The organism is Streptomyces malaysiensis subsp. samsunensis, assembly GCF_024519315.1.
In the GTDB taxonomy this organism is placed as follows: domain Bacteria; phylum Actinomycetota; class Actinomycetes; order Streptomycetales; family Streptomycetaceae; genus Streptomyces; species Streptomyces malaysiensis.
On sequence record NZ_JANIIC010000101.1, the window covers coordinates 1 to 26,873 of the forward strand.

The following is a 26,873-nucleotide window of genomic DNA, read 5'->3' on the forward strand; positions in this document are numbered from 1 at the left end:
AAGCGCCTCCGGCTCCAGGCGCCTCCGGCGCCGAACCCGCCGCCGCGGACCGCACCGGCGCGGGCCGAACGCGGGACGCTTCGCATCAGGCCGCCGGCCGGCGGTGTCCCCTGCGGGCGGCCGCCCGGCCGCTGTCGCCGGCGCGTGTCCGGGCCACGAGGAGCGCGACGTCGTCCTCCGGGGGCGCGTCCGTGGTCATCCTCGAGATGACACGGGCACACAGGTCATCGAGGCTCGCCGGGGGACGTTCCAGCGCGGTGAGCAGCCGTTCGAGTCCGGCATCGATGTCGCCGTGCCGGGACTCCACCAGCCCGTCGGTGAAGAAGGCGAGCAGGCTGCCCTCGGGCAGTTCGAGGTCGACGGATTCATAGCGGCCGGTTCCTATCCCGACCGGCGGGCCCACCGGCGTCTCGGCGATCGTGGCATGGCCGTCGGGTGTCACCAGCATCGGTGGCGGATGCCCGGCGCGGGCCAGGGTGCAGATGCGAGTGGCCGGGTCGTAGACGGCGTAGACGCAGCTTCCGCCGGCGATCGAGGAGTACCCCGGGGACCAGGTGCCCCTCTCGGCGAGCTGGGCGGTGACCTTGTCCAGGTGGTCGAGCAGCTCCGCGGGGTGCTGGTCGAGGGCGGCGAGGGTGTGGACCGCGGTGCGCATCCTGCCCATGGCGGCGGCGGCGTTGATGCCGTGGCCGATGACATCGCCGATGACCAGGGCTATCCGGCCGCCCGGCAGCCCGATGGCGTCCATCCAGTCCCCGCCCACCCCTTCGTGCCGGTCCGACGGCAGATAGCGGCCGGCCAGGTCCGCCGCGGCGCCGCCCGACAGCTCCTGCGGCAGGAGACTGCGCTGAAGGGCGAGGGCGGCGGCCCGCTCCCGTGTGTAGCGGCGGGCGTTGTCCAGGCTCAACGCCGCTTGGACGCAGAGTTCCTCGGCCAGCAGCAGATCGTCCCGGGAGAAGGGCACGGCGTTGTCGGTCCGTGTGAACACGGCGATGCCCAGGATGGTGCCGCGGGCCCTGAGCGCGATCATCATCACCGAGTGCATGCCGGTGTTGTGGATGAGAAGTCTGCGCTGCGGGTCGCGGTCGAGCCATGTTCCCGGGCCGGTTGCCATGGTCGGCTCGAAGTAGGACTGGTCCCCGTACAGCGCGGTGAGGAACGGCGATCCGGGCGGTACGTACACCACGTCCCCCACCAGGAAGGCGGCCTCGGGCACGCCCTCGTGGATGGAGGACTGACCCGCGCGGCGGAAGACGGGGATGCCGGAGGGGGCCTCGGGCATCCGCTTCAGCGGCTCCCCGCCCAGCGGCACGGTATCGACCAGATCCACCGTGACGTAGTCGGCGAGGGCGGGGACGGCCATGTCCGCCAGTTCCTGCGCGGTGGTCATCACATCGAGCGTGGTGCCGATCTGGTTGGCCGCCCTGCCGAGCAGCGCCAGCCGCTCGCGCTGCCCACTCTTGGTGATCAGGGAGACGGTGCACACGCCCAGCGGGTCACCGCCCCTGGGGGCGAGGGGAAAGAGACAGGAGGAGAAGACCACCTCCCGGCCGTGCTCCGGCGACACCCACCGCAGCACGTGGTCGCCGACCGGCTCCCGCGATGTCAGCGCCTGCCGTATCACCGGCTCGACGACGGTCCGGTCGAAACCGCGCACGACGCGCCGCGTCGACCGGGTGGGCGCCTCCGTCCCGGAGCGGCCCACGACCTCTCTACAGGTCCGGTTGGACCACAGCGGCCGCGTGCCCGCGTCCCACACCGCCACGGCCAGCGGTGATCGGTCCAGGAGCGCCGCCTCGGCCTCGGCGGTCCGTACCCCGTCCGGCGCCTCCGTGACGGCGACGAGCCGACAGCTCTCACCGTCCGCGCCGGTCAGCGCGATGACCTCCACCGCCAGACGGAGGCTCCCGCCATCCCGGTGCCTGACCTTCACGACCGCGCTGGTGGCATGCCGACCGCCGAGCTGCCCCATGGCTCCCGGAGCCGGGGACCACCGCACCGCCTCGACGGGGGTCTCCAGCAGCCGCCGCGCCGACAGCCCCACGACGTCCTCCGCGCGGTGCCCGAGCAGCCGCCGGCAGCCCTCGCCCCATTCCAGGACGGTGCCGTCGGAGCCCAGTAGGGCGAGGGCCGGAGCGGGCGCCTCCGGCACGTCCGCGAAGCGGATGGACATCCGCTTCGTGTCGGAATCGGCCCCGGCTCTACGCGCCATCCGGATACCCTCCGTGGTCACCCCCACCGGTCGTTACCCTCTGGCAAAGGGTAACGCGCCTGAACAGCGGCCGGGCCGTGGAAGCCGCCGGAACGCACAGTGACGCGAGGGGCGGGATTCGTGAGCCGGTGCCGGGTTGGGCTGTGCCGGATCCCTCGGTCGGGTGGTTCCCGAATGAGCCGGGCTTCGCCGCTGCCGACATGGACGCGGCTGATGGCGCCGATCGACGGCCCGGCCTCGGGAAGAATGCCGTTTCGGGGTGGGACCGGTCCCGTGGACCCCGCGGTACGGTCCTGGCTTTGTCGGCTGAGCCGCTGAGTCGGCACCGAGCGCCAGGATGGAAACCGATGGATGACCTGCAAGAGCTGATCGACAGGCTGGAACACTGGCAGCGGGCCGATACCGGCTTCGACGGGCCGACTCCCAGGCACCGGGCCATCGACGCGTTGCGAGAGCGCGGTCCGGGTGTGGTTCCGGCGCTCGTCGGTCGACTTGAAGACCTCCTGGCCGCCACCGCCCGGCATCACGAGAGGGTCGCCGCCGTCCAGGAGGTATGGGACGCCTGGTACGAGGAGGGCGACAGGCTCACCGATGAGTACGGGCTGGGGGCCGACATCGAGCCCTACCGCACCGTTTCCAGCGACAGTCTCCCCCAGCAGTCGGCGCGGGACCAGGACTACCGGGATCCGTACCACCTCAAACAGGGGATCATCGAGGCTTTGCACCACCTCGGCGACCGACGCGCGGCGCCCGTACTCACCGCCGCGCTGTCCGACCTCGCCTGTGTTCCCGCGGCGGCGCGGGCCCTGCGTGACATCCAGGCCGACCAGCCGGTGCCCGCGTTGCTGGACGCTGTCACCCTTATCGACCACCACGCCAATAAAGACATCGTGTTCGATCCGGTGTTGGCCGCGCTGCGGCATTACGGGGTCTCCGTGGGGCAGGCGCGGGAACGGTTCGAGGCCGAGAGCTCACCGCTCGGCCGGGTGCGCCTCATGCACCTGCTGGAGGAGCTGCCCGACGACGGTGCCGACAGACCCGCCAAGTCGCAGATCAGGGACTCACTCATCTTCCTGGCGATGGATGACAGGGACACCATGGTCCAGTCCCGGGCCATTCGCGCACTCGGCGAGCTCGACAACCGTGGGATGGAGAGGGGATCAGGGGTTTCCGGGATGGACACGCCGCCCCCGGCTGCCATCGTCCGCTCGGCGATCGCCTTGGCCGCTCATGGGAACCCGCCGGGCCACGACCGCGAGTTGACGAGCAGGCTCCGCCGCTTGGCGGTGGACACCCCGACGGTGTTTCGAGCCGTCGAGGCCGTCCTGACGCAGGATTTCCCCACGCCGGATGAGAAGGAACTCCGCCTCGCTCTGCGCCTCGCGCTACAGGTGAACATCTCCACGATGGACGCCGACGCCCCGATGCGTCTGATCCGTGCGCTGTACAGCGCGTCGTCGCACCCCCAGGTCGGCGACCGCGCGCTGTTCGTCCTGCGCCGACATGACTACGTCCTGTTCGAGCAGATGACGCAGGACGACGACGCGCTCCGTGCGGAGGCGCGAGCCATTTTCGAGGCCATCGCGGGACCCGGAGATCACGCCAGGTTGGCCCAGTTCAGCGCGTCCCGACGGGGCCGCTGGTCAAGGCTCCTCAGCCGGTTCACACGCCGATGAGGCACTGTGGGCGGAGCTTTGGGTGACCAGGTGTGCGCGGGGCGGGGCAGTCGGTTGTCCCTGCCGTCGCCGGTTGCCACGGCGGCGGGTGGTCCGGTCAGCCGCGGTGGTCGGGCTCGGCCGCGGTGATCCGGTCGAACAGGGGCTGGGCCCGTACCCAGCCCGCGATGTGGCCGCCGACCTGGCCGCGCACCAGCGACGCGGTGTCGCGGTCGATGTGCTTCGGGGCGCCGGCGGCCATGGCGAGGAGCTGGGCTTGGCAGGAGCGCTCCATGGTGATGAACCACCACGCGGCCTCGGCGATGGTGTGGCCGACGGTCAGCAGCCCATGGTTCTGGAGGATCACCGCCTTGTGCCCGCCGAGGGCGGTGGCGATGCGTTTGCCCTCCTCGACCTCGTTGGCGACACCGCGGTAGTCGGCGTACAGACCCTGGTCCTCGTAGAAGGCGCAGGCGTCCTGGGTCAGCGGGTCGAGCCGGATTCCGAGGCTGGAGAAGGCTTTGCCGTGCGGCGAGTGCGCGTGCGCGGCGGCCAGCGCGTCGGGGCGGGCGGTGTGCACCTGGGCGTGGATGACGAACGCCGCCCGGTTCACCGGGCGGCGGCCGTCAAGGACTTTCCCGTCGTGGTCGACCCGGACCAGGTCCGACGCGCGGATCTGGCGGAAGTTCATCGCGAACGGGTTCACCCAGAACGTATCGGGCTCGCCGGGGTCGCGCACGGTGATGTGGCCGGCCGTTCTCCACTGTGTGGTCGCCGGGCTGGAGCAGGGTGTTGAGCTGGGCGGGGGCCGAGCCGAGGGCGTCGGCGGGGTCCATCGGCCGGCGCAGGGCGGGCAGCACCTCGCGGGGCAGGAACATCTGGTCCCGGAAGAAGCCCTCGTAGCGGGTGCCGCGGACGCGGCGGGCGTTGGACGCGAAGACCTCCTGGGTGGGTGCCGGGTAGTAGGCGACCGGCACCAGGCCGGGGGTCTCGGCCGCGGATGTCGCCGAAGAGGGGGTCATGGCCGGTCCGCGGGTGCGGAGGCTTTCCGTCGCGACGCGCCCGATGCCGAGATCCTTCTCCTCGACGGCGGGCATTTCCTGCTGGAAACGCATCTCGACGATGTCGCACAGGCGATCCTCGCCTTTCACGAGCGGGTGTGCGGCGAGTACGCACTCCCCGGATGACGAGGGCGGCACACCCGCCGCGGCGGCCGACCCGTTCCTTGATGAAGGCATCCCGTCGGATTCCGAGCAGTTTGAATCCGACCCCGTTAGTCTGGAAGACGGTGAGGGTGGGAGGAAGTAGATCCCCGCCTTACTTTAGGGATCAAGTTCTTACCTGTTATAAGTTTGAGGGCTTATGGACTTATGAACCCGCGAGACTCCGATACCGAGTGGAATCGCCCGGGGCCACTGGAGACACGTCACACTGCCACGGTGCTGCTCGACGAGACGGGTGAGGTGATCGCGTGGAGCCCGGGGGCGAGTCGTCTGCTCGGCTACTCGGCGGAGGAGGCGGAGGGCCGTTCCGTGGAAATTCTCCTGGCCGCGGGCGAATCCGAAGCGGTTCGGCGTTTCGTCCTCGGTGCCGAAGTCGGAGCCATGACGGCCGTGCTCCGGGGAAAGGACGGGCAAAGCGTCACCGTCGAGTTGGTGGCGACCCCGTCGCATGAGCGGTCCGCCCGGTCGGCGAGCGGACACCGGCTTCTGGTGCTCACACCACTCATGGATACGCGGCGCGAACTGCTCGAGTGGAGCTTCGATCAGTTTCCCTTCATCGCCGGAATCACCGACCTGGATCTGCGCTACATTCGCCTCAACAAGGAGGCCGGAAAAGCATTTCAGGCCACTGAGGCCGATTTGGTCGGCAGGACGACCGCCGAGAACGTAGGGGGCCCGGAGGGGGACAGGATCCAGCAGGCCATGCGTCTGGCCAGGGACACGGGCGAGTCGGCGAGCCTGGACATCTACGTGAAGCTCCCGAACGAGCAGCTCGGTTACGCCTGGCAAGGTCATTTCGTGCCACTCAAGGACGCCCGCGGACGGGTGCGCGGCATGTATGCGGTGGGCCTTGACGCCGGTGTCCAGCACCTTGCCCGGGAGCGGCTGGCCCTGCTCAATCAGGCGAGCACCACCGTCGGCAGCACCCTGGACGTGGCTCGTACGGCGCAGGAACTGGCGGAGGTACTGGTTCCGGGGATCGCCGACTTCGTCACCGTCGACCTGCTGGAATCGGTGCTGACCGACGAGGAGCCGGAGTTCCTGCCGGTGGAACCGGGGTTCCCGCCGCCGAGCCGTGAGGTGACCATGCGCCGGATGGCGCAGCACTCCGTATGGGAAGGGGCTCCCGAGGCCGTCCTGAACCCCGGCGATGTGGACGTCTACCCGAGCGACGGTCCGCATGTGCGGGTGCTGGTCACGGGCGAGTCCTATATGGTTCCGCCCGGGTCCGACGCCTCATCCATGGACTGGGTCAATTTCTCCGAGCGGAGGATGGCCAGCACCCGGGCCTTCGGCCTGCACTCCGCGATGATCGTCCCGTTGCGTGCTCGTGGCACCTTGCTCGGCCTTGCCGTTTTCATCCGGCATCAAAAGCCCGAGGATTTCGACTCCGACGACCTGCTGCTCGCCGAGGAGATCACCACCCGGGCGGCGGTCAGCCTCGACAACGCGCTGCGCTTCACCCGCCAACGCGCCACCGCGCTGGCGCTCCAGCACAGTCTGCTGCCGCAGCGGCTACCCGAACAGACGGCGGTCGAGGCGGCCAGCCGCTATCTGCCCGCGGACACCAAGGCGGGCGTGGGCGGTGACTGGTACGACCTCATCCCCCTGTCCGGAGCACGAGTGGCCCTGGTCGTGGGCGATGTGGTCGGCCACGGACTGCGCGCGTCGGCCACCATGGGCCGGTTGCGAACGGCTGTGCGCACGCTTTCCGATATCGAAATGCCCCCCGACGAGCTCCTCGCCCAACTCGATGTCATCGTCGGCCGGCCCATCGCCGGTGAGTCCCCCGCGGAGGGGGAGCCCGAGGCGGACACGGGAGCCTCCTGTCTGTACGCGGTCTACGATCCGGTCTCCCGGCGCTGCACCTTGGCCCGTGCGGGCCATCCGCCACCGCTCCTCGCCTATCCCGACGGCACGGTCGAATCCGTTGAGGTGCCGGTCGGTCCGCCCTTGGGCCTGGGCGGGTTTCCCTTCGAGAGCGTGGAGGTCGAACTTCCCGAGGACTCCCTCCTGGTCCTGTACACCGACGGTTTGATCAGGACGCGCGACGGCGACCTGGACGAGCGCCGGGAGATGCTGCGCCGCTCGTTGATCGACGCACCCGACTCTCTGGAGGGGGCCTGCGACGCCGTGCTGCGGACCATGCTCCCGGAGCGCGCCGAAGACGACATCGCCCTGCTGCTGGCCCGTACCCGGAGCCTCGACTGCGACCAGGTCGCTACGTGGGAACTGCCCATGGATCCGGAGGCCGTCGCCGAGGCGCGCAACCTCACCACCCGCCAGCTCTCCCACTGGGGGCTGGAGGAGGCGACCTTCACCACCGAACTCATCGTCAGCGAACTGGTCACCAACGCCATCCGGTACGCGTCCGGGCCCATTGGGCTACGCCTGATCCTGCAAGACACACTGATCTGCGAGGTGGCGGACTCCAGCGATACCTATCCGCACCTCCGCCAGGCCCGCATCTATGACGAGGGCGGTCGTGGACTGATGCTGGTCGCTCAGCTCAGTGAGCGATGGGGAACCAGGCCCACCAGCAGCGGCAAGATCATCTGGGCCGATCAGTCGCTTCCGCCCCGCGTAGGCCAGTCCGCCGCCTGAACGCTCGCGCAGCACTGGACCGCATTGCTCGCATCGGCGCCGGCGGGGACGCGCAGCGGGCCCGCGCGGAACTGCTGTCCATGCGCGCCGGACACGGTGTGGACACCGGTACCGGAATCGCCGCTTTCCATAATGACGCGGGAATGCCCGCCACTGCCGATGGAACCGGAATGGTGAACAGCGTTCTGTGGGGGGTTTATGTCAAAGACCGCCTTTCCGGGTCCAGTTGACGCGATTCGACGGCAGCCTTGCCTCACTCTTCGGAGCCGGCCGAGCGCCGGAACCGTCAACTCAAGGAGAAACAGTGTCGTCTTTCCAGATAGTTGCTCTGATGGTGGTGGCCTACATCATCGTCATCGCGGCGGTGAGCTTCATCGCCCGTAAGGCGGGCGCGACTTCGGAAGGCTTTGTCCGCGGCGGCCGGGTCTTCCCCGCGGCCGTGATCGGTCTGTTCATGGCTTCCGAAGTCGTGGGCACCACGGCCAGTATCGGGACGGCCCAAGGCGCCTTCACTTACGGAATCTCCGCCGCCTGGAACCTCGGCGCCCTGGGAATCGGGTTCATCGTCTTCGCCGTGCTGTTCGCGAGGCGATTCAAACAACTCGACGAGGTGACCATCTCCGGTGCCCTGGAACGGGGATACGGAGTGGGCGTACGGCGAGCGGCTTCCGTGATCATGATCGTATCGCTCCTCCTGGTGGCCACCGCGGCCTATGTGAGCGGCGGAGCGATGATCTCGGCTCTGCTCAGGATCGATGCCAACTGGGCCGTCGTGATCGTTGGCGTTCTGTCGAGTGTCTACGTGGTGATCGGCGGAATGCGCTCCGTCATCTACACCAACCTGATCAACGTCTTCGTCAAAGTCGTGGGGATCGTCGTCGTCGCGGTGTCCGCGTACTCCGCCGCGGGAGGCTACGAACACATCAGCGTCTCTTTGCCGTCGAAGATGCTCGACTGGGACGGAGTCGGCTGGAATCAGATAGGCGCCTGGCTCATCGCCGGCGGCGGCGCCATGTTCGCGACGCAGTACGTAGTGCAGGCGATGACCGCGGTCGACAACGAGGCCAAAGCGCGGAACGCGGGCTTCTACACCAGCCTCGTCCTGATCCCGTATGGCTTCCTCGCGGCATTGATCGGTGTCTGCGCGGCCGTGGTGCACCCCGACATCGACAGCATCCAGGCACTTCCGACCATGGTCGTCCGGCTCAGCCCGATCCTTCAGGGCATTGCGGTAACCGGACTGATCGCATCAGTGTTCGGCCTCATATCAGCTCTGACGATCGGCGCTTCCACTCTGCTGCTGAAGGACTTCTACCAGCCGTATTTCAACCCGTCGGACAACGAGAGGAAGGCCGTGCGATTCGCCCGGCTCTCCACCCTCGGCTGCGGGCTGATCCCCGTGGCGGCGGCCCTGGGCGCATCGGATGTGCTCGGCATGACGTTCCTCGCCAAGGCGCTCCGGGCCTCCCTGGCCGTGTTCGTCGTCCTGATGTTCCGCCGGCCGTCGTACGGCTCCCGGCAGGGTGCCCTGGCCGCCCTCTGCCTGTCCCTGCCCGCGGTCATCGGCTGGTACGCGGCGGGTGACCCCTTCGGCATCGACAACGCGTACATCGCCATCCTCACCCCCCTGCTGGTCATGACGATCGCCCAGCTCATCGGGCGAGGCACCAAGGCGAGCGCACCCCTCGCCCGTACCCCCTCGACAGCGGCCACCGCATCGGTCGCCGACTCGTGCCGGGAAACGGCGCGCACGGACACATGAGGATCCCCCGCGGCTCGTTCGTCGTCTTGTCTCAGCCGGCCCGCATCTTCTCGTACAGGCCCGGGTCGTGGGCGCAGACGATCGTCAGGTCGGGTTCCGCACGCCGGTGCAGTTCGGCGAGGCGGGCGTGGTTGGCGCGGATCTGTTTCAGGTCGTATGCGACGGCTGTTTCCATGCCGCGGAGGGCCGCGGGCACGGGGGCCCGGCCGTCGAGGGTGCCGGGGTGGTAGAAGGCGTCGCCGGCGTGCAGGATCCAGCGGGTGCCGGTGTCGACCGCGACGCAGGCGTGGCCGCGGGTGTGGCCTGGGAGGGAGACCAGGACGATACCGGGGGCGATGGAGTCGAGCTCCTTGGCGGCGGCGAATCCGCGCCACGCTTCGCCGTCAGGGGCGTGTTCGACGATGCTCGGGCCGTGGGCCCACTGGGCGGGGCGGAAGCGGAGGCGTTCGCGCCAGGACGGGGCGTGGATCGCGCCGAGTGCCTCGGCCGCGGTGATGTGGACGGTGGCGTGCGGGAAGTCGGCGAGGCCGCCGATGTGGTCGGAGTCGACGTGGGTGAGAACGATGTGGCGGACGTCGGCGCGCTGGAAGCCGAGCCGTTCGACCTGGCGGGCGGCGGTTTCCTCGGGGTCGAAGGCCGGTCTGATGTAGTGGCGGACCGGGCCCACGCGGCGGCCGGGGGCGGCGATGTCCATGAGGCCGAAGCCGGAGTCGACGAGCACGAGTCCCTGTGTGTCCGTCTCGAGGAGGAGGACATGGCAGACCAGCCGTGGCCCGCCGCGCAGGTGCATCGTGCCGCAGTTGAGGTGGTGCACCTTCACGACAGGGTGGCCTTCGGAGTGTTGACGAGGGCGGGGTCCGGGGTGCCGCCGGCTTCCTTGAGGAGTCCGCGCAGACAGCGGAGGGCCAGGGGCCAGTTGCGCGGGTTGCGCAGGTTCAGGCCGCCGATCAGCTGTTTCAGCAGTGTGAGGCTGTCGAAGTAGATCCGCTCGCAGACCAGGTTCTCACCGCCGTTTCCGTCGTCGTCGAAGACGAAGTACGCGGTCATGCGGACACGGAAGCGGTTTCCGGTGGGCGGGATCGCGCCCAGCGGGCCGAGGTGCGTGCCCAGCAGCCAGAATTCGACGATCACGGCGTCGTCGCTGTGGCGCAGGGCGATGATCTCGTGGTCCTGGTCGGGGAAGGCGCGGCGGCTGTGGCGGTAATAGCCGCGTACCGCCGCGTCGCCGTCGTGGACCGTCATGGTGGGGATCAGTTCGTAGCGCGGATGCGGGAAAGTGGCGAGGACGTCGTCCCACTCCTGGCGGACCTCGTCATGGAAGTGGTCCAGGACCAGCTTCTGGCGGGACTTGCGGATCTCGTCACTGATCAGGGTGGTCATCGGTGGGTTACCGCCTTGTGCGTGAAGGTGGGGCTGGTGCCGGGGTTGGTCCAGACGCCGGTCAGTTCGCTGGAGGGGAAGAATTGCAGGAAGCGGGAGTCGGCCTGGGCGTGGTCGACGAGCGTCTTCTCGATGATGAGCGAGTTGTACTGCTCGGCCGTCGTCTCGATGGTGTTGGCGTTGAGGACGACCTCCTGCTGCCAGGCGCGAGCCCAGCGGGCGATGCCGGGGACGCGAGAGTGCTCGGGAGTCAGGCACTCGGCGGCGATGGCGTTCTCGCTGGACGCCCAGATGCCGCTGGAGGTGTTCAACAGGAGGGTCTGGTTGCCCAGGACGTGGCCGGGGGTGGAGATGACCGCGACACCGGGGCCGAGGAGCAGCGAGCCGTCGACGGCGAGAAAGGCGTCGGGCCGCACGTCCCGGTAGGCGTCGGGCTGGTACCAGGGGCGCTGAAGCGGGTGGAGCTCGGACATGGCCAGCAGTTCGTGCCGCTGCACGATCACCTTGGCGTGCGGGAACACCGGCTCGACCGGACTGTCGCCCAAGTCCGGCTGGGGTGTGCTGGTGCCGATCCACCGGCGTAGGTCCTGGGTGTGCAGATGGTCGAAGAGGAGATAGTCGACATCCTCGGGCGCGATGCCGAGCCTGGCCAGGTGCCCGAGGACCGTGCCGTGTTCGGTGACCAACAGGGATCGCACCGGGCGGGGTGTGCGGCGGGCGAGCGCGGCGAAGTACGGGGTGTTACGGCCGAGTTCCACATCGCTCGGCTCGAACAGGAGCACACGCCGCCGCCCGTCGCTCTCCGTCCAGCGGACGACGAGCATGCGGTTGGTGATGGCGAGGAACGGGGCGATGGCCCGGGAGGCACGGAAGAGGCCGAACTTCGTCGGATAGGGAAGGGTCACCAGGTCACACGTGGTGACGCTGTCCGGTGTACCGGTCGCCGCGAACTCGGTACGCAGCGCCTTCGCCCGCGTACGGGCCCATACGAGCTGTGCGCCGTAGCCGCCGGGTATGTCACCGAGGCCGCTGAGGGTGGTGATCGGGGTGCCGAGCGTGGGCATGTCGAGGACGTCGGTGTCCTGCCAGGCGAGTTTCATCGGTGGGTCCTTCCTGGTCGGCCGAGCCGGTGGTTGGGGGTGCCGGTCCAGGTCGGCCGCCAAGTCCCGTACGAGGGCGAACCCAGGCGATCACTCAAAGCGACACTTGCAGCGCAAGTCTTTCGATGGATCGGGACGCTAGACTTACGGTGCAAGTGATGTCAAGGGAAGGTGACGCATGACGGCGCGAGGGGCCGGACGTGGCAGGCGACTCGGCCTGACCCGCGAAAAGGTGATCGCGGCAGCGGTGACGATGATCGACCGCGATGGCCCCGACGCCTTCTCCCTGCGCAAACTGGCCACGGAGCTCGGCATCGAGAACATGTCGCTCTACAACCACATCCCGAACAAGGACGCCCTTCTCGACGGTGTCGCCGAAGCGGTGCTGGCCGGCATCGTCTTCCCCGAGCAGCGGGGCGGAACATGGCAGGAGAGGATCCGGGCTCACGCCGCCGCCTTCCGCGCCGCCGCCAAGCAGCACCCGAAAGCGTTCCCTCTGGTGCTGACCCGGCCCACGCAGTCGCCCGCCGCGCTGGAAGCCATGCGCTCCACGCTGGCCTGCTTCGACGAACTCCGCCTCGCCCCCGAGGAGGTGGTCCACGTCCTGCGCAGCTATACCGCCTTCATGGTCGGCTCGATCATGCGCGAACTGGGCTACGCCATCTACCTGGGCACCATGGACAACGACCAGGTCCAGCAGCGCACCGAAGCCATCGCCGTCTCCGGCGACCCGCTGCTGACCGCGACCGCGCCCTATCTGGCCGACAGCGATCCCGACACGGAGTTCCAGTACGGCCTGGAGCTGTTGATCTCCGGCCTGGCCGCCAGGGTCGGCGACTCCTGAGACCGCGGCCGAACAGGGAGTACGACACCGGGTGTGTCATGAGCGGGACCGGGGCCCGAACGAACCGGCGACGGCGCCCGCCACCACCGTGCCGACCGAGGCGCCGACCGTCCGTCAGGAACACGGCGAGGGGCGGGGACTTTCGACTTGTTGTGGACAAAGTATGGACGGTTCGGGGCGATGTTCGTACGCTGGGCGTCGCTTTCATAGGGACGTCTGCGTGCATCACGGCGGAATGCCGCCGCACCACCCGTACACGGACGAGCTCCACTCTGTGCCCGCGGTCCGCCGGACCGCGCCCCTAGCGCCCAGCAGGAGGAAGAGTGACGCTACGCAAGTACCCGAGACCACGTGGCCATCGCCGTGGACCACGAAGAACCGGCCTGTTCCTCGCGGCGCTTCTGGCCGGCGCTCTCGCGATGCCGACCGCCGAAGCGGACGAGAAGCCCTTCGCGGACCTGCCGCCCCAGGAACCTGGCGTCACCCTCCGCGTCTTCGACATCCAGTCCCCGCTGAGCAAGCTCTGCGACCTCAAGCCGGCCCAGACCCCCAACGTGGACAAGCTGATCCCCAACGTCGACTGGTCCTCCACCGAGGGCTTCGGTTTCACCGACAACTTCGTGTCGCAGATCATCGGCAACATCGACGTCCCCACCGACGGCACGTACACATTCCGTCTGATCAGCGACGACGGTTCCCGATTGCTCATCGGCGACAAGAAGGTCATCGACCACGACGGACTGCACGGCGCCGAGCCCAAGGACGGCGAGATCGCCCTGGCGCCCGGCTACCATTCCCTGCGCATCGACCACTTCGACCGTGGCGGCGACCAGCAGGTCACCCTCCAGTGGAAGCCCCCGGGCGCCGACGACTTCTCCCTCGTCCCGAACTCCGTGCTCAGCACCGACGCCGGCGTCGTCCGTGTCACCGCCCCGGGCCGCAAGGAGTGCGAGGGCAACTACGACACCCCCGGCGACGGACTCCCGCTGACCTCGGTCAACCCCGGCTACACCCTCACCGATCTGCGCCCCGAGGGCTTCGAGCCCCAGGTCTCCGCGATGGACTGGCTGCCGGACGGCAAGCTGGCCGTGACGACGTGGGGCGGCAGCACCGAGACGGAGGGAGAGGTGTACGTCCTCGACCACGTCACGGGTGACACCGGCCCGGAGAAGGTCACGTACAAGAAGATCGCCGGCGGCCTGCGGGAGCCGATGGGGATCAAGTACGTCGATGGAAAGCTCTACGTCTCGGAGAAGCACCAGCTCACCGAGTTGTCCGACATCGAGGGCGACAACACCGCGAGCGAGATCCGCAAGGTCGCCGACTGGCCGTACGGAGAGAACTTCCACGAGTTCGCCTTCGGGCTGCTCTACGAGAAGGGGAACTTCTATCTGAACCTCTCCGTGGCCATCAACTACGGCGGTGCCACGACCGATCCACAGCCCGTCGCGAACCGCGGCACCACCATCAAGGTGAACAAGAAGACCGGCAAGGTGAGTTACCTGGCGGGCGGCCTCCGCACACCGAATGGAATCGGACGGGGCCCCGAGGGGGATCTCTTCGTCACCGACAATCAGGGCGGCTGGCTGCCCGCCTCCAAGCTGCTCCACATCAAGCAGGACCGCTTCTTCAACCACTACACCAACCCGGACGGGCCGTTCGACGACCGCCCGGTCACCAAACCCGTGCTCTGGCTGCCGCAGAACGAGATAGCCAACTCGCCCAGCACGCCGATGCTGTTGGACAAGGGACCCTTCGCCGGGCAAATGCTCTTCGGCGACGTCACCTACGGCGGAATCCAGCGCGCCGACCTGGAGAAGGTGGACGGCGAGTACCAGGGCGCGGTGTTCCGGCACACCCAGGGCCTGGAGGTCGGCATCACCCGCATCAGCACCGGACCGGACGGTGCCATCTATGCGGGGGGTCTCGGCGCCGACGGAAACTGGGGCCAGGAAGGCAAACTCCGCTTCGGTCTTCAGAAGCTCACGCCGAACGGCAAGACCGCCTTCGACATCAAGACCATGCGCGCCACCCGCGACGGCTTCGAACTCACCTACACCAAGCCCCTGTCGGCGGAGACCGCCGCCAAGCTGACGAACGGCGCCTACTCCGTCGAGCAGTGGCGCTACGTCCCCACCCCGGCCTACGGCGGCCCCAAGGTGGACGAAGAGTCCCTCCCCGTCGCCGCCGCCCGACTGTCCGCCGACCGTCGCACGGTCCGGCTCACCATCCCCGGCCTCAAGACCGACCGGGTGGTGCATGTGCGCTCACCGCGCCCCTTCGCCTCGGACACCGGTGAGCAACTCTGGTCCACCGAAGCCTGGTACACGCTGAACGCACGCCCCGGCCCCGAGCAGCCCATCACCTCGTACGACGCGGAATCGGCACGCCTGACCGGCGGAGCCGCCATCGACACCGAGCACGCCGGCTACACCGGCGGCGGCTTCGCCGACGGCTTCGGCACCCCGGGCGCCACCGCCACCTTCGAGGTCGACGCACCCGCGAAGGGCAGCTACGACGTGGGGCTGCGCTACGCCAACGGCCCCCACCCGTTCACCGGCACCAAGACCATGGGCATCACCGTCAACGGCGGCCAGGCGCGGCAGACCAGCCTCCCCTCCACCGGCGCCTGGAACCGCTGGTCCACCAAGACCGAGCGGCTCTCCCTGCGCAAGGGCCGCAACACCATCGCCTATGCCTATCGGCCCGAGGACACCGGCCACGTCAACCTCGACATGATCGAGGTGCGCGGATCCGGCAGCCGGATCGACCTGTTCTCCGGCGGCAGCGTCTCCACCGCCTGGCAGCACACCGATGGCCGCAGCGTCGAATGGCCGCGCTCCGCCGAGGACTCCATCGAGGTGTGCTGCGGCGACATCCGCACCAAACAGGCGTTCGGCGACTTCAGGCTGCACGCCGAATTCCGGGTGCCGAAGCTGCCGGACGATGTCACCGGGCAGGACCGCGGGAACAGCGGCATCTACCTCCAGGAGCGGTACGAGATCCAGATCCTGGACTCCTACGGAGTGGAGAAACTCGCCCCGGACGAGGCCGCGTCCATCTACAACAAGAAAGCCGCCGACCTCAACGCCGCCACGCCACCGGAAAGCTGGCAGACGTACGACATCGACTTCCGCGCGGCCCGTTTCGACGCCGAAGGCCGGAAGACCGATGACGCCAGGATCACCGTGGTGTGGAACGGCAGGAAAGTCCACGACAACGTGGCGGTGGACGGCCCGACCGGCGGCGGCGACGCCGAATCGGCCGCGGCGGGCGCGATCCGGCTCCAGGACCACGGCAACAAGGTCCGCTTCAGAAACCTCTGGATCGAACCGCTTGACTGATGCCACGAAGAGAGCTCTCCCGGGCCGGTGAACCCACCGTGCCTCTGCCGGCCGCATGACCCACCCATGCCCGAAGCCCCGGACACATGGCGTCCGGGGCTTCGGGCATGTTTCAGCCTTATGCGATGTGTCACGAGTGGGTACCCGTCTCGCGGTGGGGCGTCCACATGAGGGAGGGGCGGCAGTGCGGCGCGCATAGAGTGCCGATCATGTTCAAGCCAAAGACCCTCAAGCGCGTTGCTCAGCGTCCGCGGTCCACTCGGGAGCCGTCACGACGAATGAAGAAGACCCTGATCGCGGCCGTCGGCATCGGCATGGCCGTCGCTTTGAGCGGATGCAACGACGACACCGGCGATGCCACGGACAAGAACACCGACGCCGCGGGGTCGAAGGCGCCCTCGGCGGGGTCGTCCGAGTCCGCCGCCCCGGCGAGCCCCTCGGGCGATCAGCCGTCGGTCGCGGGATGGCAGACGCAGACCTCGCAGAAGCACCACTTCCGCTACGACGTGCCCGGCAAGGCCAAGAAGTGGAAGGTCTTCCAGGAGGACACGGCCCTCTCCTACACGGACAAGAACGGCCGGCCGATCGTCGTCATGACCGGAGCCGGCAACTACCGTGAGGGCGGCTGCGCGTCGAGTCCCAATCCCAAGGCCATCGGTGAGGCGGGCAAGGGTCAGCTGGCCACCGTCGGCACCACAGGTGGCGGCAAGGACGGCAGCCTCCAGGAGAACGCTCGTAACTGGGCGGGGAATTGGGGCTTCGCCGCGTACGGGGGTGAGGACCACAAGCCCAAGATCACGGTCAGTGAGGCCAAGCCGTGGAAGCACGGGGGTATCGAGGGCTACACCGCGACCGCCCAGGTGACCGTCACCAACCGCCCGAGCTCATGCGTTCCGCCGAAGGCGGTCGTGCACAGCGTCGCGCAGAAGCTCCCCGACGGCACCATGCACGGCTGGGTGATCTACGCGGACCAAGGAGTCCCGAACGCGCTGACGGCCGCCGAGATCGAGAAGGTCATGAGCACCGTCCGGTCGACGGACAGCTGATGTCGTTCGGCCCGTGAGGGCGGCGAGCCGCGTACCGCCCCGCACCCCTGTGTCTCCGCCACCGGGCCGGCGCGCGGCCGCGTGTGGCCGACTCTGTCCGAGAGCCGTCCTCAAGTCCCGCCGCTCCAGCGGAAGTTCTGTGATCGAGATCAAATAACTGCTTTAATTAGGTAGCTGATCTTGAGTCCCGGCCCTCGGAAAGGCAATTTTGATGTCCCCCGCCCGCTACCAGTCCCGCTCCCGTTCCGAGGTCCCGTTCGAGGCTGTCGGCGCCGGCGTTCTCCGCGTCCTGTCCGACTCCCGCACTCCGGTGTTTCTCACCGTGCACGCGAGTGGACGACGCCGGTACGGCTACTGGCAGCCGCACGACCACGCCACCGACAGGGGCGGCTGCTACGTGGCTCTGCCCACCCCCATATGCGACAGGCTGTACTCCGAGGGGCGGATCGCGCTCGGTGACCCTCTGGTGGATCCGGCCAAGACCACATACCGCGTGTGGCTCGCCTATGACCCGGTCACGCCGGTGCGTATCCCGGTGGCGCCCCTGCCCGCGGTGGCGGTGGCACAGACGCTCGCCGCGTGATCGCGATGCGCGTGAGCCCGTCTTCGTGGCGGTGCGGTCGCACCAGCGCGGGGGCGTCGCACACCGCCAGCGTTCGGCCTGAGCCTGTCCGTCCGGGCCGTGGCACCGCCACGGCCGTGGCGGAGCGCCGGGGGCCGTGGCGCGAAGCCCGGCGCGTACGCGTGCCGCCGGGCTTCGCCACTCACATCAGGACCCGGTGAGGACCGGAGTCCGCCAGTTCCGCCATTCGGCCAGGTTGCCGGCCTTCTTGCCCGAGACCCTGATCACGCCGGGAGCGTTGCCCGTCTTGAGCAGGAACTTCTGGATGTTCTGCTGCAAGGGGGCCTTCCACTCGGACCGGACGGCGCAGTGGTTGCCGTCCTGGATGTCGGACCAGTAGCTGATGTTGCTCCCCGCGCCGAGCGCTTTGTAGACCTCCGCTCCGCCCAGCGCCGCCACGCTTCCGGACTTGGCACCCAGCCAGTCGATATGCGGGTTCTCCATGATGAACAGCCCCCGCGGCGCGACCATGCCCACGATCTCGTGGGTGTCCACCGGCAGCGTGGCCGGGTTGCCGGTGAAGGAGCCGAACGCGTCGCCCAGCCACGGCTGTTCGGAGTAGGCGCTGCTCAGCGGCTGTGCGCCGCCCTCTCCCGGAACCCCGCGGAAGATGGGGGCACCGGCGGTGCCGGACTCGATCGGCATGGTCAGGGCGATGCGCTGGTCGAACGCGCCGACCGCGAAGGCGCCCTTGCCGTACCGCGAGCATCCCGTGACGCCGACCGCGTCCGCCTTGAGAATGCCGCCGCCCGACTGCTCGATGACATCGATGATCCGGCTCGCACCCCAGGCCCAGGCCATGAGCAGCCCCGTGCCGCTCTGCGAGCCGTAGACGCTGTAGAACGCGCCTTGTTGCGCGGCACCGGGCCGTGCTGCACCTGGCGGCCGACCGCGGCCCTTTGCGCGCGTAGCGTGCCGATGCCGCTACCGAAAGATATGGCGGACGAAACACGTGTCGCCATGGACGTCCGACGGTGACGGAGAGTGTTCCGGACGACGCCGCCCGGCAACGCGCGGGGCGCGCCGCCGGGCGGCACGTGTACCGCGCTAGACCCGACCCCGGTCGTCCGCCAGTACCACGCAGGCGCTGAGATGCCAGGTCTCGCGCTCGTTCGCGGACAGTTCCAGGTCCACCGCGCGTCCGGAGGATCCGCCGTCCAACGGGATCCGGAGCCAGGTGAACTCCCGGCCGTCGAGCTGCTCACTGCGGGCCTTCTCGATCCCGTTCACACGGACGATCAGCGACCTGTTGAAGGTATTGGGGTCGCCGGTGAGTAGATGCGCGGTGCAGGGTCCGGCGGGCAGCTTCAGCCGCAGCACGGCCGGGGCGCTGTCGCGTACGTAGTCCCGGCGGACGACATCGAACAGTCCGGTGTCCGTGGCGTCGGGCGTGTTGCCGACCCAGCCGAAGTCGGCGCCCTCGTGCCAGCCGCCGGCCGGTGAGAGCCGGGTGTATCCCGTCAGCACCGGCGCCGAGTCGGGCCCGGCGTCCAGCGCGTGTACGCATCGTGCGGCGGGCGGGACGACGACGACCTTGGCCAGGCTGCGCAGCGAGGAGTCGAGCACCCGCACCGCGCCCGACCTCGGGCGCGCGTGCAGTGTGGCGAGCGCGGGGGCGGACGGCGGCACGACGGGCGTCTTCACCGTCTCGCCCTCCCGCGAGGCCACGTAAGCGGTCGCCTCCTCGGACCGCCAGCCCTCGGGTACCTCCAGCGTGGTCACCGTGCGCAGCCCGGCGCCCGTGGCGTTGACCACCTGCACCGGCAGTTCGTTGCGCTCCCCGCCCAGCAGCGCCGTGTCGGCCGGGGCGACGATCGCCTGGAGCCAGCCGCGGCGCTCATCGCGGATCCGGCTCAGGTCGAACCAGTAGGCGACCAGGGTGTCCCGCCACTGGGCGGCCCCGGTGAGCTGCTCCCCGAACTGGCGGTGCACATCGGTGAACCGCCGGAGGTCGACACGGCGGCGCAGCCCCTCCCACTCCGTGCGCATGTCCGCCACCCGCGCCGCGCCGGAGAAGTGGGTGTCGTAGATGTGCTGGATCACGGTCTTTCCACTGGCCAGCCGGTGGGTGTACGGGACGTGGTGGAGGAAGAGGAGCAGTTCCTCCGGGCAGTTCTCCAGCGACTCATAGGCGTCCCGGGTCGCCGGTGCGTACAGCTCGGTGAAACCGTCGCCGGTGGCGGCGGTGCGGTCGTAGCCGATGCCCTCGCGGTCCGACTTGTGGAACTGGGTGGTCGTCGTCGGGCTGGGGTCGAAGTGCCCGGTGACCGAGCCGTCCGGCGGATGGGTGAGGTATCCCGTGCCCAGCGGCGAGGTGTAGTCCTCGTAGGTGTGCCAGGAGTCCAGAAGCAGGGCGGAGACCGTCTCGACGACGTGCGGATCGTTGCCGAAGGTCATCCGGGTCCACTCGGTGGCCAGGTCCTGAGCGGACAGGTCCGGGTTCCAGGAGAGCCGTCCGTAGCCATGGGTGTTGGCGGCGGCCAGGTGCGAGCCGGTCCAGTTCCTCGCATCGCCGAAGTTCATCACGCCGGCGAAGCCGAAGTGCGCGTAGGAGTGCACCCGGCCGGTCACGACACGGGCCACGGTGCTGGCCTCCCCGGCCTTGAGCGTGTCGAAGTCCAGGACTTCCTTCCACTGCGGAACGAGATAGCACAGATGGGTGGCGTGCCCCGTGTACTCCTGTGTCACCTGGAGTTCGATCATCGAGTTGGTCCGCGGCAGCGAGCCGAAGAGGGGGTGTGCGGGCTCGCGGACCTGGAAGTCGATCGGCCCGTTCTTGATCTGCACAATGGCGTTGTCCGCGAACTTCCCGTCCAGCGGTGTGAAGTCGAGGTATGCCTGCCGGTCCCACTTCGCGTCGGTGTCGTGCACGAACGCCCGCCACATCACGATCCCGCCGTACGGTCTCAGCGCGCCCGCCAGCAGATTGGCTCCGTCGGCGTGGGTGCGTCCGTAGTCCAACGGCCGGTGAGGTCGACGCGCTCCAGCGGCTGTCGGGTCTGTACGAGGCGCAGCAGGTGGAACGCACCGTAGAGCACACCGCGGTCGGCGTGGGCCGCCACCACGGTGAAGTCCACGCCGCGCCGGGTGACCCGGCGGACGATGTAGCCCTCGTCGCCGAGCTCGGCCAGGTCGGCCGCGGGGACGAGCTCCCGGACCAGGGGTGAACTCGCCGGGGTGCCCACCACGAGTGCCGCGTGTGAGGGGGCGTCGGCGCGTGGCCGCACCCGGGTGCCGAGCAGCCCGGTGAGCCCGCGGGCCAACTCGTCCGCCGCGGACCGCTGGAGCGGGCCGCCTCCCTGCCGGACCAGGGTTCCCAAGGCGGCCCGGTACCGCTTGAGTTGACCGGGATCCTCCACCCGCCGGTACCGCAGCCACAGGTCGTACCCGTCCTCGGCGGGCAGTGCGGACGCCGGTGGTGCGGCGCCGGGGACCGGCTGCGCGGAGGCGGGTGAGGAGAGACCGAGCGAACCGACCGTGCTTCCCAGAGCGGCCGCGGACAGAATGCTGCGGCGCCGTATTCCTGAGCTCATGAGCCCCACTTCCGTTGCGGAACGAACAGTGCACATCCAGGCCAGGACCACGCCCCGCCACCGTCACACGCGGTACGACAGGTGTCAACACGATGAACCACAAAGGAACATGGCGGTCTTGGGTGTACAGCACCCCTGGTTCATCAGTGAATTGATCGTGCCGCGTCCATGTGCGAGTTCGGCACGGTATGGCGCGAGGATCTCCGCATACATGAACGCCGGTCGTGTATGCCAACGATCAAAATCAAACACATCTGAAGGGGTGTCAGCTACGACGGCGGGCTCATGCCGCGCTGCTGGGCGACGGTGGTCGCCGCGCGGACCAGTGTGGCCACGCCGCGGCTGCGGGAGTGCTCGGGCCAGGCGATGACCAGGGTGGCCGGAGGGCAGTCCTCGATGGGTGCGTAGACCACCGCGGGCCGGGGGTATCTGGCGGCGACCGATCTCGGAAGTACGGTGATCGCCTTGCCGAGCGCCACGAGCGCGAGCAACTGTGCCAGGTCCTGCACGCCCTGCTTGTCGATGTCGCGTTCCGCTCGTTCGTCGATGTCCTCGGGGTCGATGTCGAGATCGGCGAGTCGTAGCCGCGGGGCTCCGGCGAGGGCGTGGTCGGCGGGCAGCGCCGCCACACGAGGTTCGGTGGCCACCATGTCGGCGTCGATTCCCTGCGGATCGTAGGGCTCGAACATGAGCGCGACATCGGCTTCGCCTGTCCGCAACAGCCCCGTGTGCTCCTTCCAGCCGCACAGACGCACCGCGACGGGTTCGGCGCCGGGCTCGGCGGCCACCGCGCTGAGGGTGTCTTGCAGCAGCCCGCCATCGGCGTCGGCCTTGACCGCGAGCAGCACGCTGCGATGGGGTTCGGACGCGCGCACGGCACGGCGGACCGCCGCGTCGAGGGCTTCGAGCGCGGGCCGGGCCTGAGCCAGCAGTACCGTGCCGGACTCGGTCAGCTCCACCACCCGTGTCGAACGTTCGAAAAGGCGCGCGCCGATGTCGGCCTCGAGGTTGCGGATCGCTCGTGACAGCGCGGGGCCCGCGATGCCGAGCCGCCGTGCGGCGCGAGTGAAGTTGCGTTCCTCCGCCACCGCGACGAAGTACCGCAGGGGCCGGGACTCCGCTGCTGCCATGCTCCCCACATTACTGCCTCATCGGCATCGCCATTGCTGCCCATGGGGTCATAGTCGCTGCTGGATCGGTCCTTCTCCGGAGCCTTGCGCCGACCGCAGGCTGGTGCCGCCGCGATGCGGTGAATGCTCGGCGAAATGGGAGAGAATATGCGAGCGATTGGTATCGAGCGGTTCGGCGACACCCCGGAACTGAGGGAGCTGCCCGTGCCCGAACCTGCCTGGGGGCAGGTGCAGGTCGCCATCGAGGCAGCGGCGATCAACCCCCTGGACATGGCCATTGCCTCCGGGTCGCTGAGGACGCTCGGGGAGTACCGGTTCCCGCTCACGCTCGGGATGGACGGCGCCGGTACCGTCACCGCCATCGGCGGTGGAATCACCGAGTACCGCGTCGGCGACCGCGTCTTCGGCCAGTTCTGGAGCCAGCCGTTGGAGTTCGGCACCTTCGCGGAGGTCTGTGTCGTACAGGAGGCCCCCGCGTTCGGTGCGCTGGCGGCCATTCCCGACGACATACCGAGCCAGGTGGCCGCCGCGCTTCCGACCTCGGGCATGACCGCGCTCGGCGCGATCGACCACACACATGTGCCCGAGGGCGGCACACTGCTCGTCATCGGCGCCACGGGAGGCGTCGGCACCTTCGTGGTGCAGACCGCCGCCGCCCGTGGGATCAAGGTCATCGCAACGGCCTCCGCCCACCTCGCCGATCAGGTACGAGGACTCGGCGCCGACGAGATCGTCATCCGCGGAGAGCAGCCGATCGAGGAGGCGCTGAACAAGCTCGCGCCCGACGGCGTGGACGCGATCATCGACGCCGTCGGCGACCACCGCATCACCAGCGCCGTGGCCACCGCCGTGCGGGACGGCGGCGCGCTGCTGTCCACCGCATTCGGTCTCGACCAGCGGCTTCTCGACGACAGCCGCATCCACACCGCCAACTACCGGCTCGATCGCAAACCCGAACGGCTCGCCGAGCTCACCAGGCTGGCCACGGCGGGCACCATCCGCCCCGTCATCGGCACGACACTCTCCCTCGAAGACGGACCGGCCGCCCTCACCGGCGGTGCGGGCAGCACTGGGCTGCGCGGCAAAACCGTCCTCGTGGTCCGTCATCCCGCGTAGGGCGGCCGGCCTCGGGACGCCACCGTCGCCCCATGGCGCCGCGGTGCGGTGATCCGCGCGGGCGCTTGGTGGCGCCCCTTCACCCCCGCCCGCCACCGATCGGGCGGTGATCGGCGTGGGGGCCGTACTCCTGCCGTGCCGTCGGGTATGGCGGTACCGGCGGGAGAGCCCTCTCTCCCCACTGTGGCGGGACACCGGAGCGGGAGATGAGCGGATGGCAGGCGAGATGAGGGCCGGTGGCCCCGGAGGCGGTGACCCGGGAGCCGGTGCGCGCCGGTGCGTGGCGAGCGGGGCGGGGGAGGGGGCGCCCGGTGGCTGGGCCGGGGTGCTCGTCATGGTCCCGGTGCTGCTGCTGATCGGCGGTGTGGTGTTGGACGTCTTCGGGCCGGTGCCGTACGGCGGGCTGCCCCTGCTGTCCGCCGGTCCGCTCGCGGCCTGCATGGTGCTGACGTTCCGGGGCGCGGCGATCACCGCGGCCGGCGCGTGTGTGGTGTCGGTGTGCGTGGACGTGCTGGTGGGCCGCCCGCTGACGGCGCTCGTGGTGGATCTGCTGGACGTGGCGGTGATCAGCGGGATCGCGCTGTGGCTGAAGTGGGCGGTCCAGAGCCAGGGGCAGCGCTTCGCCGCGGTGCGCGCCGTGGCCGAGGTGGCGCAGCGGGCGGTCCTGCCACCGCCGCCCGCGCGGGTGGGGGCGGTGTCGGTGGCCACCCGCTACGAGTGTGCGTACGCGGAGGCGCTGATCGGCGGTGACTTCTACGCGGTGCGCGGTTCGCCGTTCGGGGTGCGGGCGCTGATCGGGGACGTACGGGGCAAGGGGCTGCCCGCCGTGTCCACCATGGCCGTGGCGACCAGCGCCTTCCGTGAGGCGGCGGAGCAGGCGGCGACGTTGCGGGAGCTCGCCGAGTACATGGAGCGGGCCCTGGTCCGGTTCGCGGCGGACGTCGGCGACCAGCCGGACGCACTGGAGCGGTTCGCCACCGCCGTACTGGTCGAGGTCAGCGAGGAGGAGGGGCGGGTGCGGTTGTACCACCGCGGTCATCCGCCGCCGTATCTGATCCGCGGGGGCCGGGTGACGACGCTGGAGCCATCGGTTCCTGGGCTTCCCCTGGGGCTGGGGATGCCGGAGGGCGTCGCCGTGTCCGGCTGTGACACCTTCCCCTTCGACCAGGGGGACTATCTGCTGCTGGTGACCGACGGTGTCACCGAGGCGCGCGACCGGCACGGGGTCTTCTACGAACCCCGCACGAGACTGGCCGATCGGGAGTTCCGCACCGCGTCGGAGGTGGTGGACACGCTCGTCGCGGATGTCACCGACTGGACCGGGGGTCAGCGGCATGACGACATGGCGATCGTGGTCCTCACACCGCTTTCCGCCCGGTCACCGGACTAGGGGGTCAGAGGAAGCCCGCTACGGTCCGGGCAGCGCCCCGAAGGGGCGCGGGGCTGTGTCGATGTGCGGCTCCGCCGCGGCGGTGTCGATATGCGGCTCCGCCGCGTGGGCGACCAGCCACGACGGCGCCGCAGTCGGCCGACGACGCATCGCGACACTTCCAGCGGAGCGCTTGGTCATCCCGTCAGGTCGCCCTCCCGCTCGTTCACCGCCGCGTAGTGCCGCAGCTTCTCCTCGTCGACGCGTACGCCCAGGCCCGGGCCCTGCGGGACGGTGAGGCGGCCGTCGATGAGCGGGATCGGATCGGCGATGTCATCGGCGTGCAGGTAGTACATGCTGTCGATCGCGCGGCTGAGCACCGGAGTGCTGGCGACCACGGCGAGGTGGGCGGCGGTGGCGATGCCGAGTTCGCCGCCGCTGTGCAGGTTCATGCCGAGGCCGAAGGTCTCGCAGTGGGCGGCGAGGGCCTTGGTCGGTGCGATACCGCCCCACTTGTAGACATCGCCGTGGACGATGTCCACCGCGCCGAGCCGCACCGCCGGTGCGAAGTCCTCGAAGCGGACGACACACATATTGGTGCACAGCGGGATGCGCACCTTGCTCCGCACCTGGCTCATGCCCTCGATACCGGGGCACGGGTCCTCCAGGTACTCCAGGTTCAGGTCCTCCAGCTTGATGCCCGCACGTACCGAATCCGGCACCGACCAGGCGGCGTTGGGGTCGACGCGCAGCTCGGTGTCCGGCAGCGCGGCACGCAGCGCGCGGAGGTTGGCGACATCGCCGTCCACATCGCCGGTGCCCTTGAGTTTGACCGCCCGGAAGCCGCCCTCGGCGACCACCCGGCCGGCGTGTTCGGCGAGGGCCTCCGGGGTGGCGCCGTCGGCGCGGGTGACCAGCGCGGTGAGCGGCACGGTGTCGCGTACCGCCCCGCCGAGCAGATCGGTGAGCGAGTGGCCGGTGGCCTTGCCCATGGCGTCCCAGCAGGCCACGTCCAGGGCGGCGATGGCGGCGTAGCCGAGGTAGCCGTGGAAGAACGGCACCATGTGCTGCTTGCGGTGGAAGGACTCCAGGGCGAACGGGCTGGTGCCGATGAGATCGGGCGCCAGCTTGCGGACCAGCGCGGCCACCGGCCGCCCCCACATCGTCTCGCCCCAGCCCTCCACCCCCTCGTCGGTCCGGATCCGGACCACGGTGCGGGTCTCACCGGTCTTGGTCTCGAAGGAGCTGGTGAACGGGGAGGTGAGGGGGAGGTTCACGACCCAGACGTCGACGTGTGTGACCTTCATGTGCGGGGTTCCTCCTCAGACGGCGCCGGGTGCGGTCGCTTCGGCGAATGCCCGGATCGCCCGGGCCAGTTCGGTGGCGCGGATGGTCAGCCCGCCCGGGTCGGGGCGGGCGGCGGACGGATCGTCGGTCATCCCGCCCACCCGTGCCCACTCGCCGTGCCGCTCGGCGGTGAGGCCGGGGTGCGGCGGGGCGGCGAAGAGCGGCGGGGCGCCGGCGGGGGTGTGTGGCTCGATGGGGGTACGGACCAGGTCCGGGTGGGCGGCGAGCATGAGGGAGGTCTCGTAGCGGCCGGCGTGCCCGGGGTTCTCCGGCGCCTCGCCGAGGCTCCAGTAGGAGCAGGCCGCGAACGCGCCCTCGGCGCCGAGCGCGTGCTCCTTGACCGCCAGGCGCATGATCTCGTCATTGCCGCCGTGGCCGTTGACGATCATGATGCGGCGGAAGCCGCTCTCGGTGAGGGACCGCAGGACGTCGGCGAGTACCGCCGCCAGGGTGCTCGCCGACAGCGACACCGCGGCCGCGAAGAGGTGGTGCGGGCTGTGTCCGTACGGCAGGGCGGGCAGGCGTACGACCGGCGGGGCGCGGCCCCCCCCCCGGTGGGCCGCCCGGCCCCCCCCCCCCCCCCCCC

20 protein-coding genes and 2 pseudogenes are annotated in these 26,873 nt (G+C 69.5%); 10 read left to right on the top strand and 12 right to left on the bottom strand.

Annotated elements, in window-relative coordinates; genetic code table 11:
- Window positions 1-85: 85 nt before the first annotated feature.
- Complete coding sequence (locus NQU54_RS45150) at window positions 86-2,212, bottom strand: SpoIIE family protein phosphatase (RefSeq protein WP_257636104.1); 2,127 nt, start codon at window positions 2,210-2,212, stop codon at window positions 86-88.
- Window positions 2,213-2,559: 347 nt separating this feature from the next.
- Between NQU54_RS45150 and NQU54_RS45155 the strand changes: the two genes are divergently transcribed.
- Entirely contained in the window at window positions 2,560-3,888 is a 1,329-nt protein-coding gene (locus tag NQU54_RS45155) for a hypothetical protein (protein WP_257636105.1), read from the top strand.
- A 97-nt stretch (window positions 3,889-3,985) separates the two neighbouring features.
- Here NQU54_RS45155 and NQU54_RS45160 read toward each other — a convergent pair whose 3' ends face one another.
- Window positions 3,986-4,606, bottom strand: a complete 621-nt coding sequence (locus NQU54_RS45160; protein WP_257636106.1) for a class II aldolase/adducin family protein — start codon at window positions 4,604-4,606, stop codon at window positions 3,986-3,988.
- 292 nt (window positions 4,607-4,898) lie between these two features.
- Between NQU54_RS45160 and NQU54_RS45165 the strand changes: the two are divergent.
- The 3 genes and pseudogenes from NQU54_RS45165 to NQU54_RS45175 all read left to right on the top strand — a co-directional run.
- A pseudogene (locus NQU54_RS45165) lies at window positions 4,899-5,054 on the top strand (alpha/beta hydrolase); the annotation flags it as partial.
- Window positions 5,055-5,237: 183 nt separating this feature from the next.
- Window positions 5,238-7,694 (top strand): SpoIIE family protein phosphatase, encoded by a 2,457-nt coding sequence (locus NQU54_RS45170; RefSeq protein ID WP_257636107.1) that lies wholly within the window; start codon window positions 5,238-5,240, stop codon window positions 7,692-7,694.
- Between the two features lie 304 nt (window positions 7,695-7,998).
- Window positions 7,999-9,456, top strand: a complete 1,458-nt coding sequence (locus NQU54_RS45175) for a sodium:solute symporter family protein (protein WP_257636108.1) — start codon at window positions 7,999-8,001, stop codon at window positions 9,454-9,456.
- Window positions 9,457-9,487: 31 nt separating this feature from the next.
- On the opposite strand, the gene NQU54_RS45180 is transcribed toward NQU54_RS45175, so the two are convergent.
- The 3 genes from NQU54_RS45180 to NQU54_RS45190 are packed head-to-tail and all read right to left on the bottom strand — an operon-like array spanning window position 9,488 to window position 11,936.
- Window positions 9,488-10,276, bottom strand: a complete 789-nt coding sequence (locus NQU54_RS45180) for an MBL fold metallo-hydrolase (protein ID WP_257636109.1) — start codon at window positions 10,274-10,276, stop codon at window positions 9,488-9,490.
- Window positions 10,273-10,836 (bottom strand): ester cyclase, encoded by a 564-nt coding sequence (locus NQU54_RS45185; RefSeq protein WP_069874368.1) that lies wholly within the window; start codon window positions 10,834-10,836, stop codon window positions 10,273-10,275. Before NQU54_RS45185 ends, NQU54_RS45180 begins: the two co-directional genes overlap by 4 nt.
- Window positions 10,833-11,936 carry an MBL fold metallo-hydrolase gene (locus NQU54_RS45190; RefSeq protein WP_257636110.1) on the bottom strand — a complete coding sequence of 368 codons (1,104 nt, stop codon included), beginning with the start codon at window positions 11,934-11,936 and terminating at the stop codon, window positions 10,833-10,835. The genes NQU54_RS45185 and NQU54_RS45190 overlap by 4 nt, the downstream gene beginning before the upstream one ends.
- Window positions 11,937-12,114: 178 nt before the next feature.
- On the opposite strand from NQU54_RS45190, the gene NQU54_RS45195 reads away from it, so the two are divergent.
- The 4 genes from NQU54_RS45195 to NQU54_RS45210 all read left to right on the top strand — a co-directional run bounded on the left by NQU54_RS45195 (window position 12,115) and on the right by NQU54_RS45210 (window position 17,753).
- Window positions 12,115-12,780 (top strand): TetR/AcrR family transcriptional regulator C-terminal domain-containing protein, encoded by a 666-nt coding sequence (locus NQU54_RS45195; protein WP_257636111.1) that lies wholly within the window; start codon window positions 12,115-12,117, stop codon window positions 12,778-12,780.
- 323 nt (window positions 12,781-13,103) lie between these two features.
- Entirely contained in the window at window positions 13,104-16,124 is a 3,021-nt protein-coding gene (locus NQU54_RS45200) for a 3-keto-alpha-glucoside-1,2-lyase-like domain-containing protein (RefSeq protein WP_372506409.1), read from the top strand.
- Between the two features lie 278 nt (window positions 16,125-16,402).
- Complete coding sequence (locus tag NQU54_RS45205; protein WP_257636113.1) at window positions 16,403-17,170, top strand: DUF8017 domain-containing protein; 768 nt, start codon at window positions 16,403-16,405, stop codon at window positions 17,168-17,170.
- Window positions 17,171-17,381: 211 nt separating this feature from the next.
- Window positions 17,382-17,753, top strand: coding sequence for a hypothetical protein (locus NQU54_RS45210; protein WP_257636114.1), 372 nt, complete (start codon window positions 17,382-17,384; stop codon window positions 17,751-17,753).
- Between the two features lie 186 nt (window positions 17,754-17,939).
- On the opposite strand, the pseudogene NQU54_RS45215 reads toward NQU54_RS45210, so the two are convergent.
- The 4 genes and pseudogenes from NQU54_RS45215 to NQU54_RS45230 form a co-directional block, all read right to left on the bottom strand.
- A pseudogene (locus NQU54_RS45215) lies at window positions 17,940-18,644 on the bottom strand (glucuronyl esterase domain-containing protein); the annotation flags it as partial.
- A gap of 195 nt (window positions 18,645-18,839) precedes the next feature.
- Window positions 18,840-20,753, bottom strand: a complete 1,914-nt coding sequence (locus NQU54_RS45220) for a hypothetical protein (RefSeq protein WP_257636116.1) — start codon at window positions 20,751-20,753, stop codon at window positions 18,840-18,842.
- Complete coding sequence (locus tag NQU54_RS45225) at window positions 20,699-21,325, bottom strand: alpha-glucuronidase family glycosyl hydrolase (protein WP_257636117.1); 627 nt, start codon at window positions 21,323-21,325, stop codon at window positions 20,699-20,701. The genes NQU54_RS45220 and NQU54_RS45225 overlap by 55 nt, the downstream gene beginning before the upstream one ends.
- Before the next feature lie 269 nt (window positions 21,326-21,594).
- Window positions 21,595-22,455 (bottom strand): LysR family transcriptional regulator, encoded by an 861-nt coding sequence (locus NQU54_RS45230; RefSeq protein ID WP_257636118.1) that lies wholly within the window; start codon window positions 22,453-22,455, stop codon window positions 21,595-21,597.
- 147 nt (window positions 22,456-22,602) lie between these two features.
- Between NQU54_RS45230 and NQU54_RS45235 the strand changes: the two genes are divergently transcribed.
- Window positions 22,603-23,571, top strand: a complete 969-nt coding sequence (locus tag NQU54_RS45235) for an NADP-dependent oxidoreductase (RefSeq protein ID WP_257636119.1) — start codon at window positions 22,603-22,605, stop codon at window positions 23,569-23,571.
- Between the two features lie 214 nt (window positions 23,572-23,785).
- The gene (locus tag NQU54_RS45240) at window positions 23,786-24,961 is read left to right on the top strand and encodes a PP2C family protein-serine/threonine phosphatase (RefSeq protein WP_257636120.1); all 1,176 of its coding nucleotides are present in this window, start codon (window positions 23,786-23,788) and stop codon (window positions 24,959-24,961) included.
- A gap of 18 nt (window positions 24,962-24,979) precedes the next feature.
- On the opposite strand, the gene NQU54_RS45245 is transcribed toward NQU54_RS45240, so the two are convergent.
- The 3 genes from NQU54_RS45245 to NQU54_RS45255 form a co-directional block, all read right to left on the bottom strand.
- Window positions 24,980-25,111, bottom strand: a complete 132-nt coding sequence (locus NQU54_RS45245) for a hypothetical protein (protein ID WP_257636121.1) — start codon at window positions 25,109-25,111, stop codon at window positions 24,980-24,982.
- A 26-nt stretch (window positions 25,112-25,137) separates the two neighbouring features.
- A complete protein-coding gene (locus NQU54_RS45250; RefSeq protein WP_174886101.1) occupies window positions 25,138-26,247 on the bottom strand; it encodes a mandelate racemase/muconate lactonizing enzyme family protein in 1,110 nt (369 codons plus the stop codon).
- Between the two features lie 15 nt (window positions 26,248-26,262).
- Window positions 26,263-26,873 (bottom strand): creatininase family protein (locus NQU54_RS45255; protein WP_257636122.1); only part of this gene is annotated, 611 nt, incomplete at its 5' end.

Excerpts from the sequence above, each read along its gene's own strand:
- NQU54_RS45170 (WP_257636107.1), top strand. The coding sequence starts at position 5,238 with ATGAACCCGCGAGACTCCGATACCGAGTGGAATCGCCCGGGGCCACTG.
- NQU54_RS45225 (WP_257636117.1), bottom strand. The coding sequence starts at position 21,325 with ATGAGCTCAGGAATACGGCGCCGCAGCATTCTGTCCGCGGCCGCTCTG.
- NQU54_RS45155 (WP_257636105.1), top strand. The coding sequence starts at position 2,560 with ATGGATGACCTGCAAGAGCTGATCGACAGGCTGGAACACTGGCAGCGG.
- NQU54_RS45250 (WP_174886101.1), bottom strand. The coding sequence starts at position 26,247 with ATGAAGGTCACACACGTCGACGTCTGGGTCGTGAACCTCCCCCTCACC.
- NQU54_RS45185 (WP_069874368.1), bottom strand. The coding sequence starts at position 10,836 with ATGACCACCCTGATCAGTGACGAGATCCGCAAGTCCCGCCAGAAGCTG.
- NQU54_RS45230 (WP_257636118.1), bottom strand. The coding sequence starts at position 22,455 with ATGGCAGCAGCGGAGTCCCGGCCCCTGCGGTACTTCGTCGCGGTGGCG.
- NQU54_RS45235 (WP_257636119.1), top strand. The coding sequence starts at position 22,603 with ATGCGAGCGATTGGTATCGAGCGGTTCGGCGACACCCCGGAACTGAGG.
- NQU54_RS45245 (WP_257636121.1), bottom strand. The coding sequence starts at position 25,111 with ATGCGTCGTCGGCCGACTGCGGCGCCGTCGTGGCTGGTCGCCCACGCG.
- NQU54_RS45240 (WP_257636120.1), top strand. The coding sequence starts at position 23,786 with ATGGCAGGCGAGATGAGGGCCGGTGGCCCCGGAGGCGGTGACCCGGGA.
- NQU54_RS45205 (WP_257636113.1), top strand. The coding sequence starts at position 16,403 with ATGAAGAAGACCCTGATCGCGGCCGTCGGCATCGGCATGGCCGTCGCT.
- NQU54_RS45210 (WP_257636114.1), top strand. The coding sequence starts at position 17,382 with ATGTCCCCCGCCCGCTACCAGTCCCGCTCCCGTTCCGAGGTCCCGTTC.
- NQU54_RS45150 (WP_257636104.1), bottom strand. The coding sequence starts at position 2,212 with ATGGCGCGTAGAGCCGGGGCCGATTCCGACACGAAGCGGATGTCCATC.
- NQU54_RS45195 (WP_257636111.1), top strand. The coding sequence starts at position 12,115 with ATGACGGCGCGAGGGGCCGGACGTGGCAGGCGACTCGGCCTGACCCGC.
- NQU54_RS45190 (WP_257636110.1), bottom strand. The coding sequence starts at position 11,936 with ATGAAACTCGCCTGGCAGGACACCGACGTCCTCGACATGCCCACGCTC.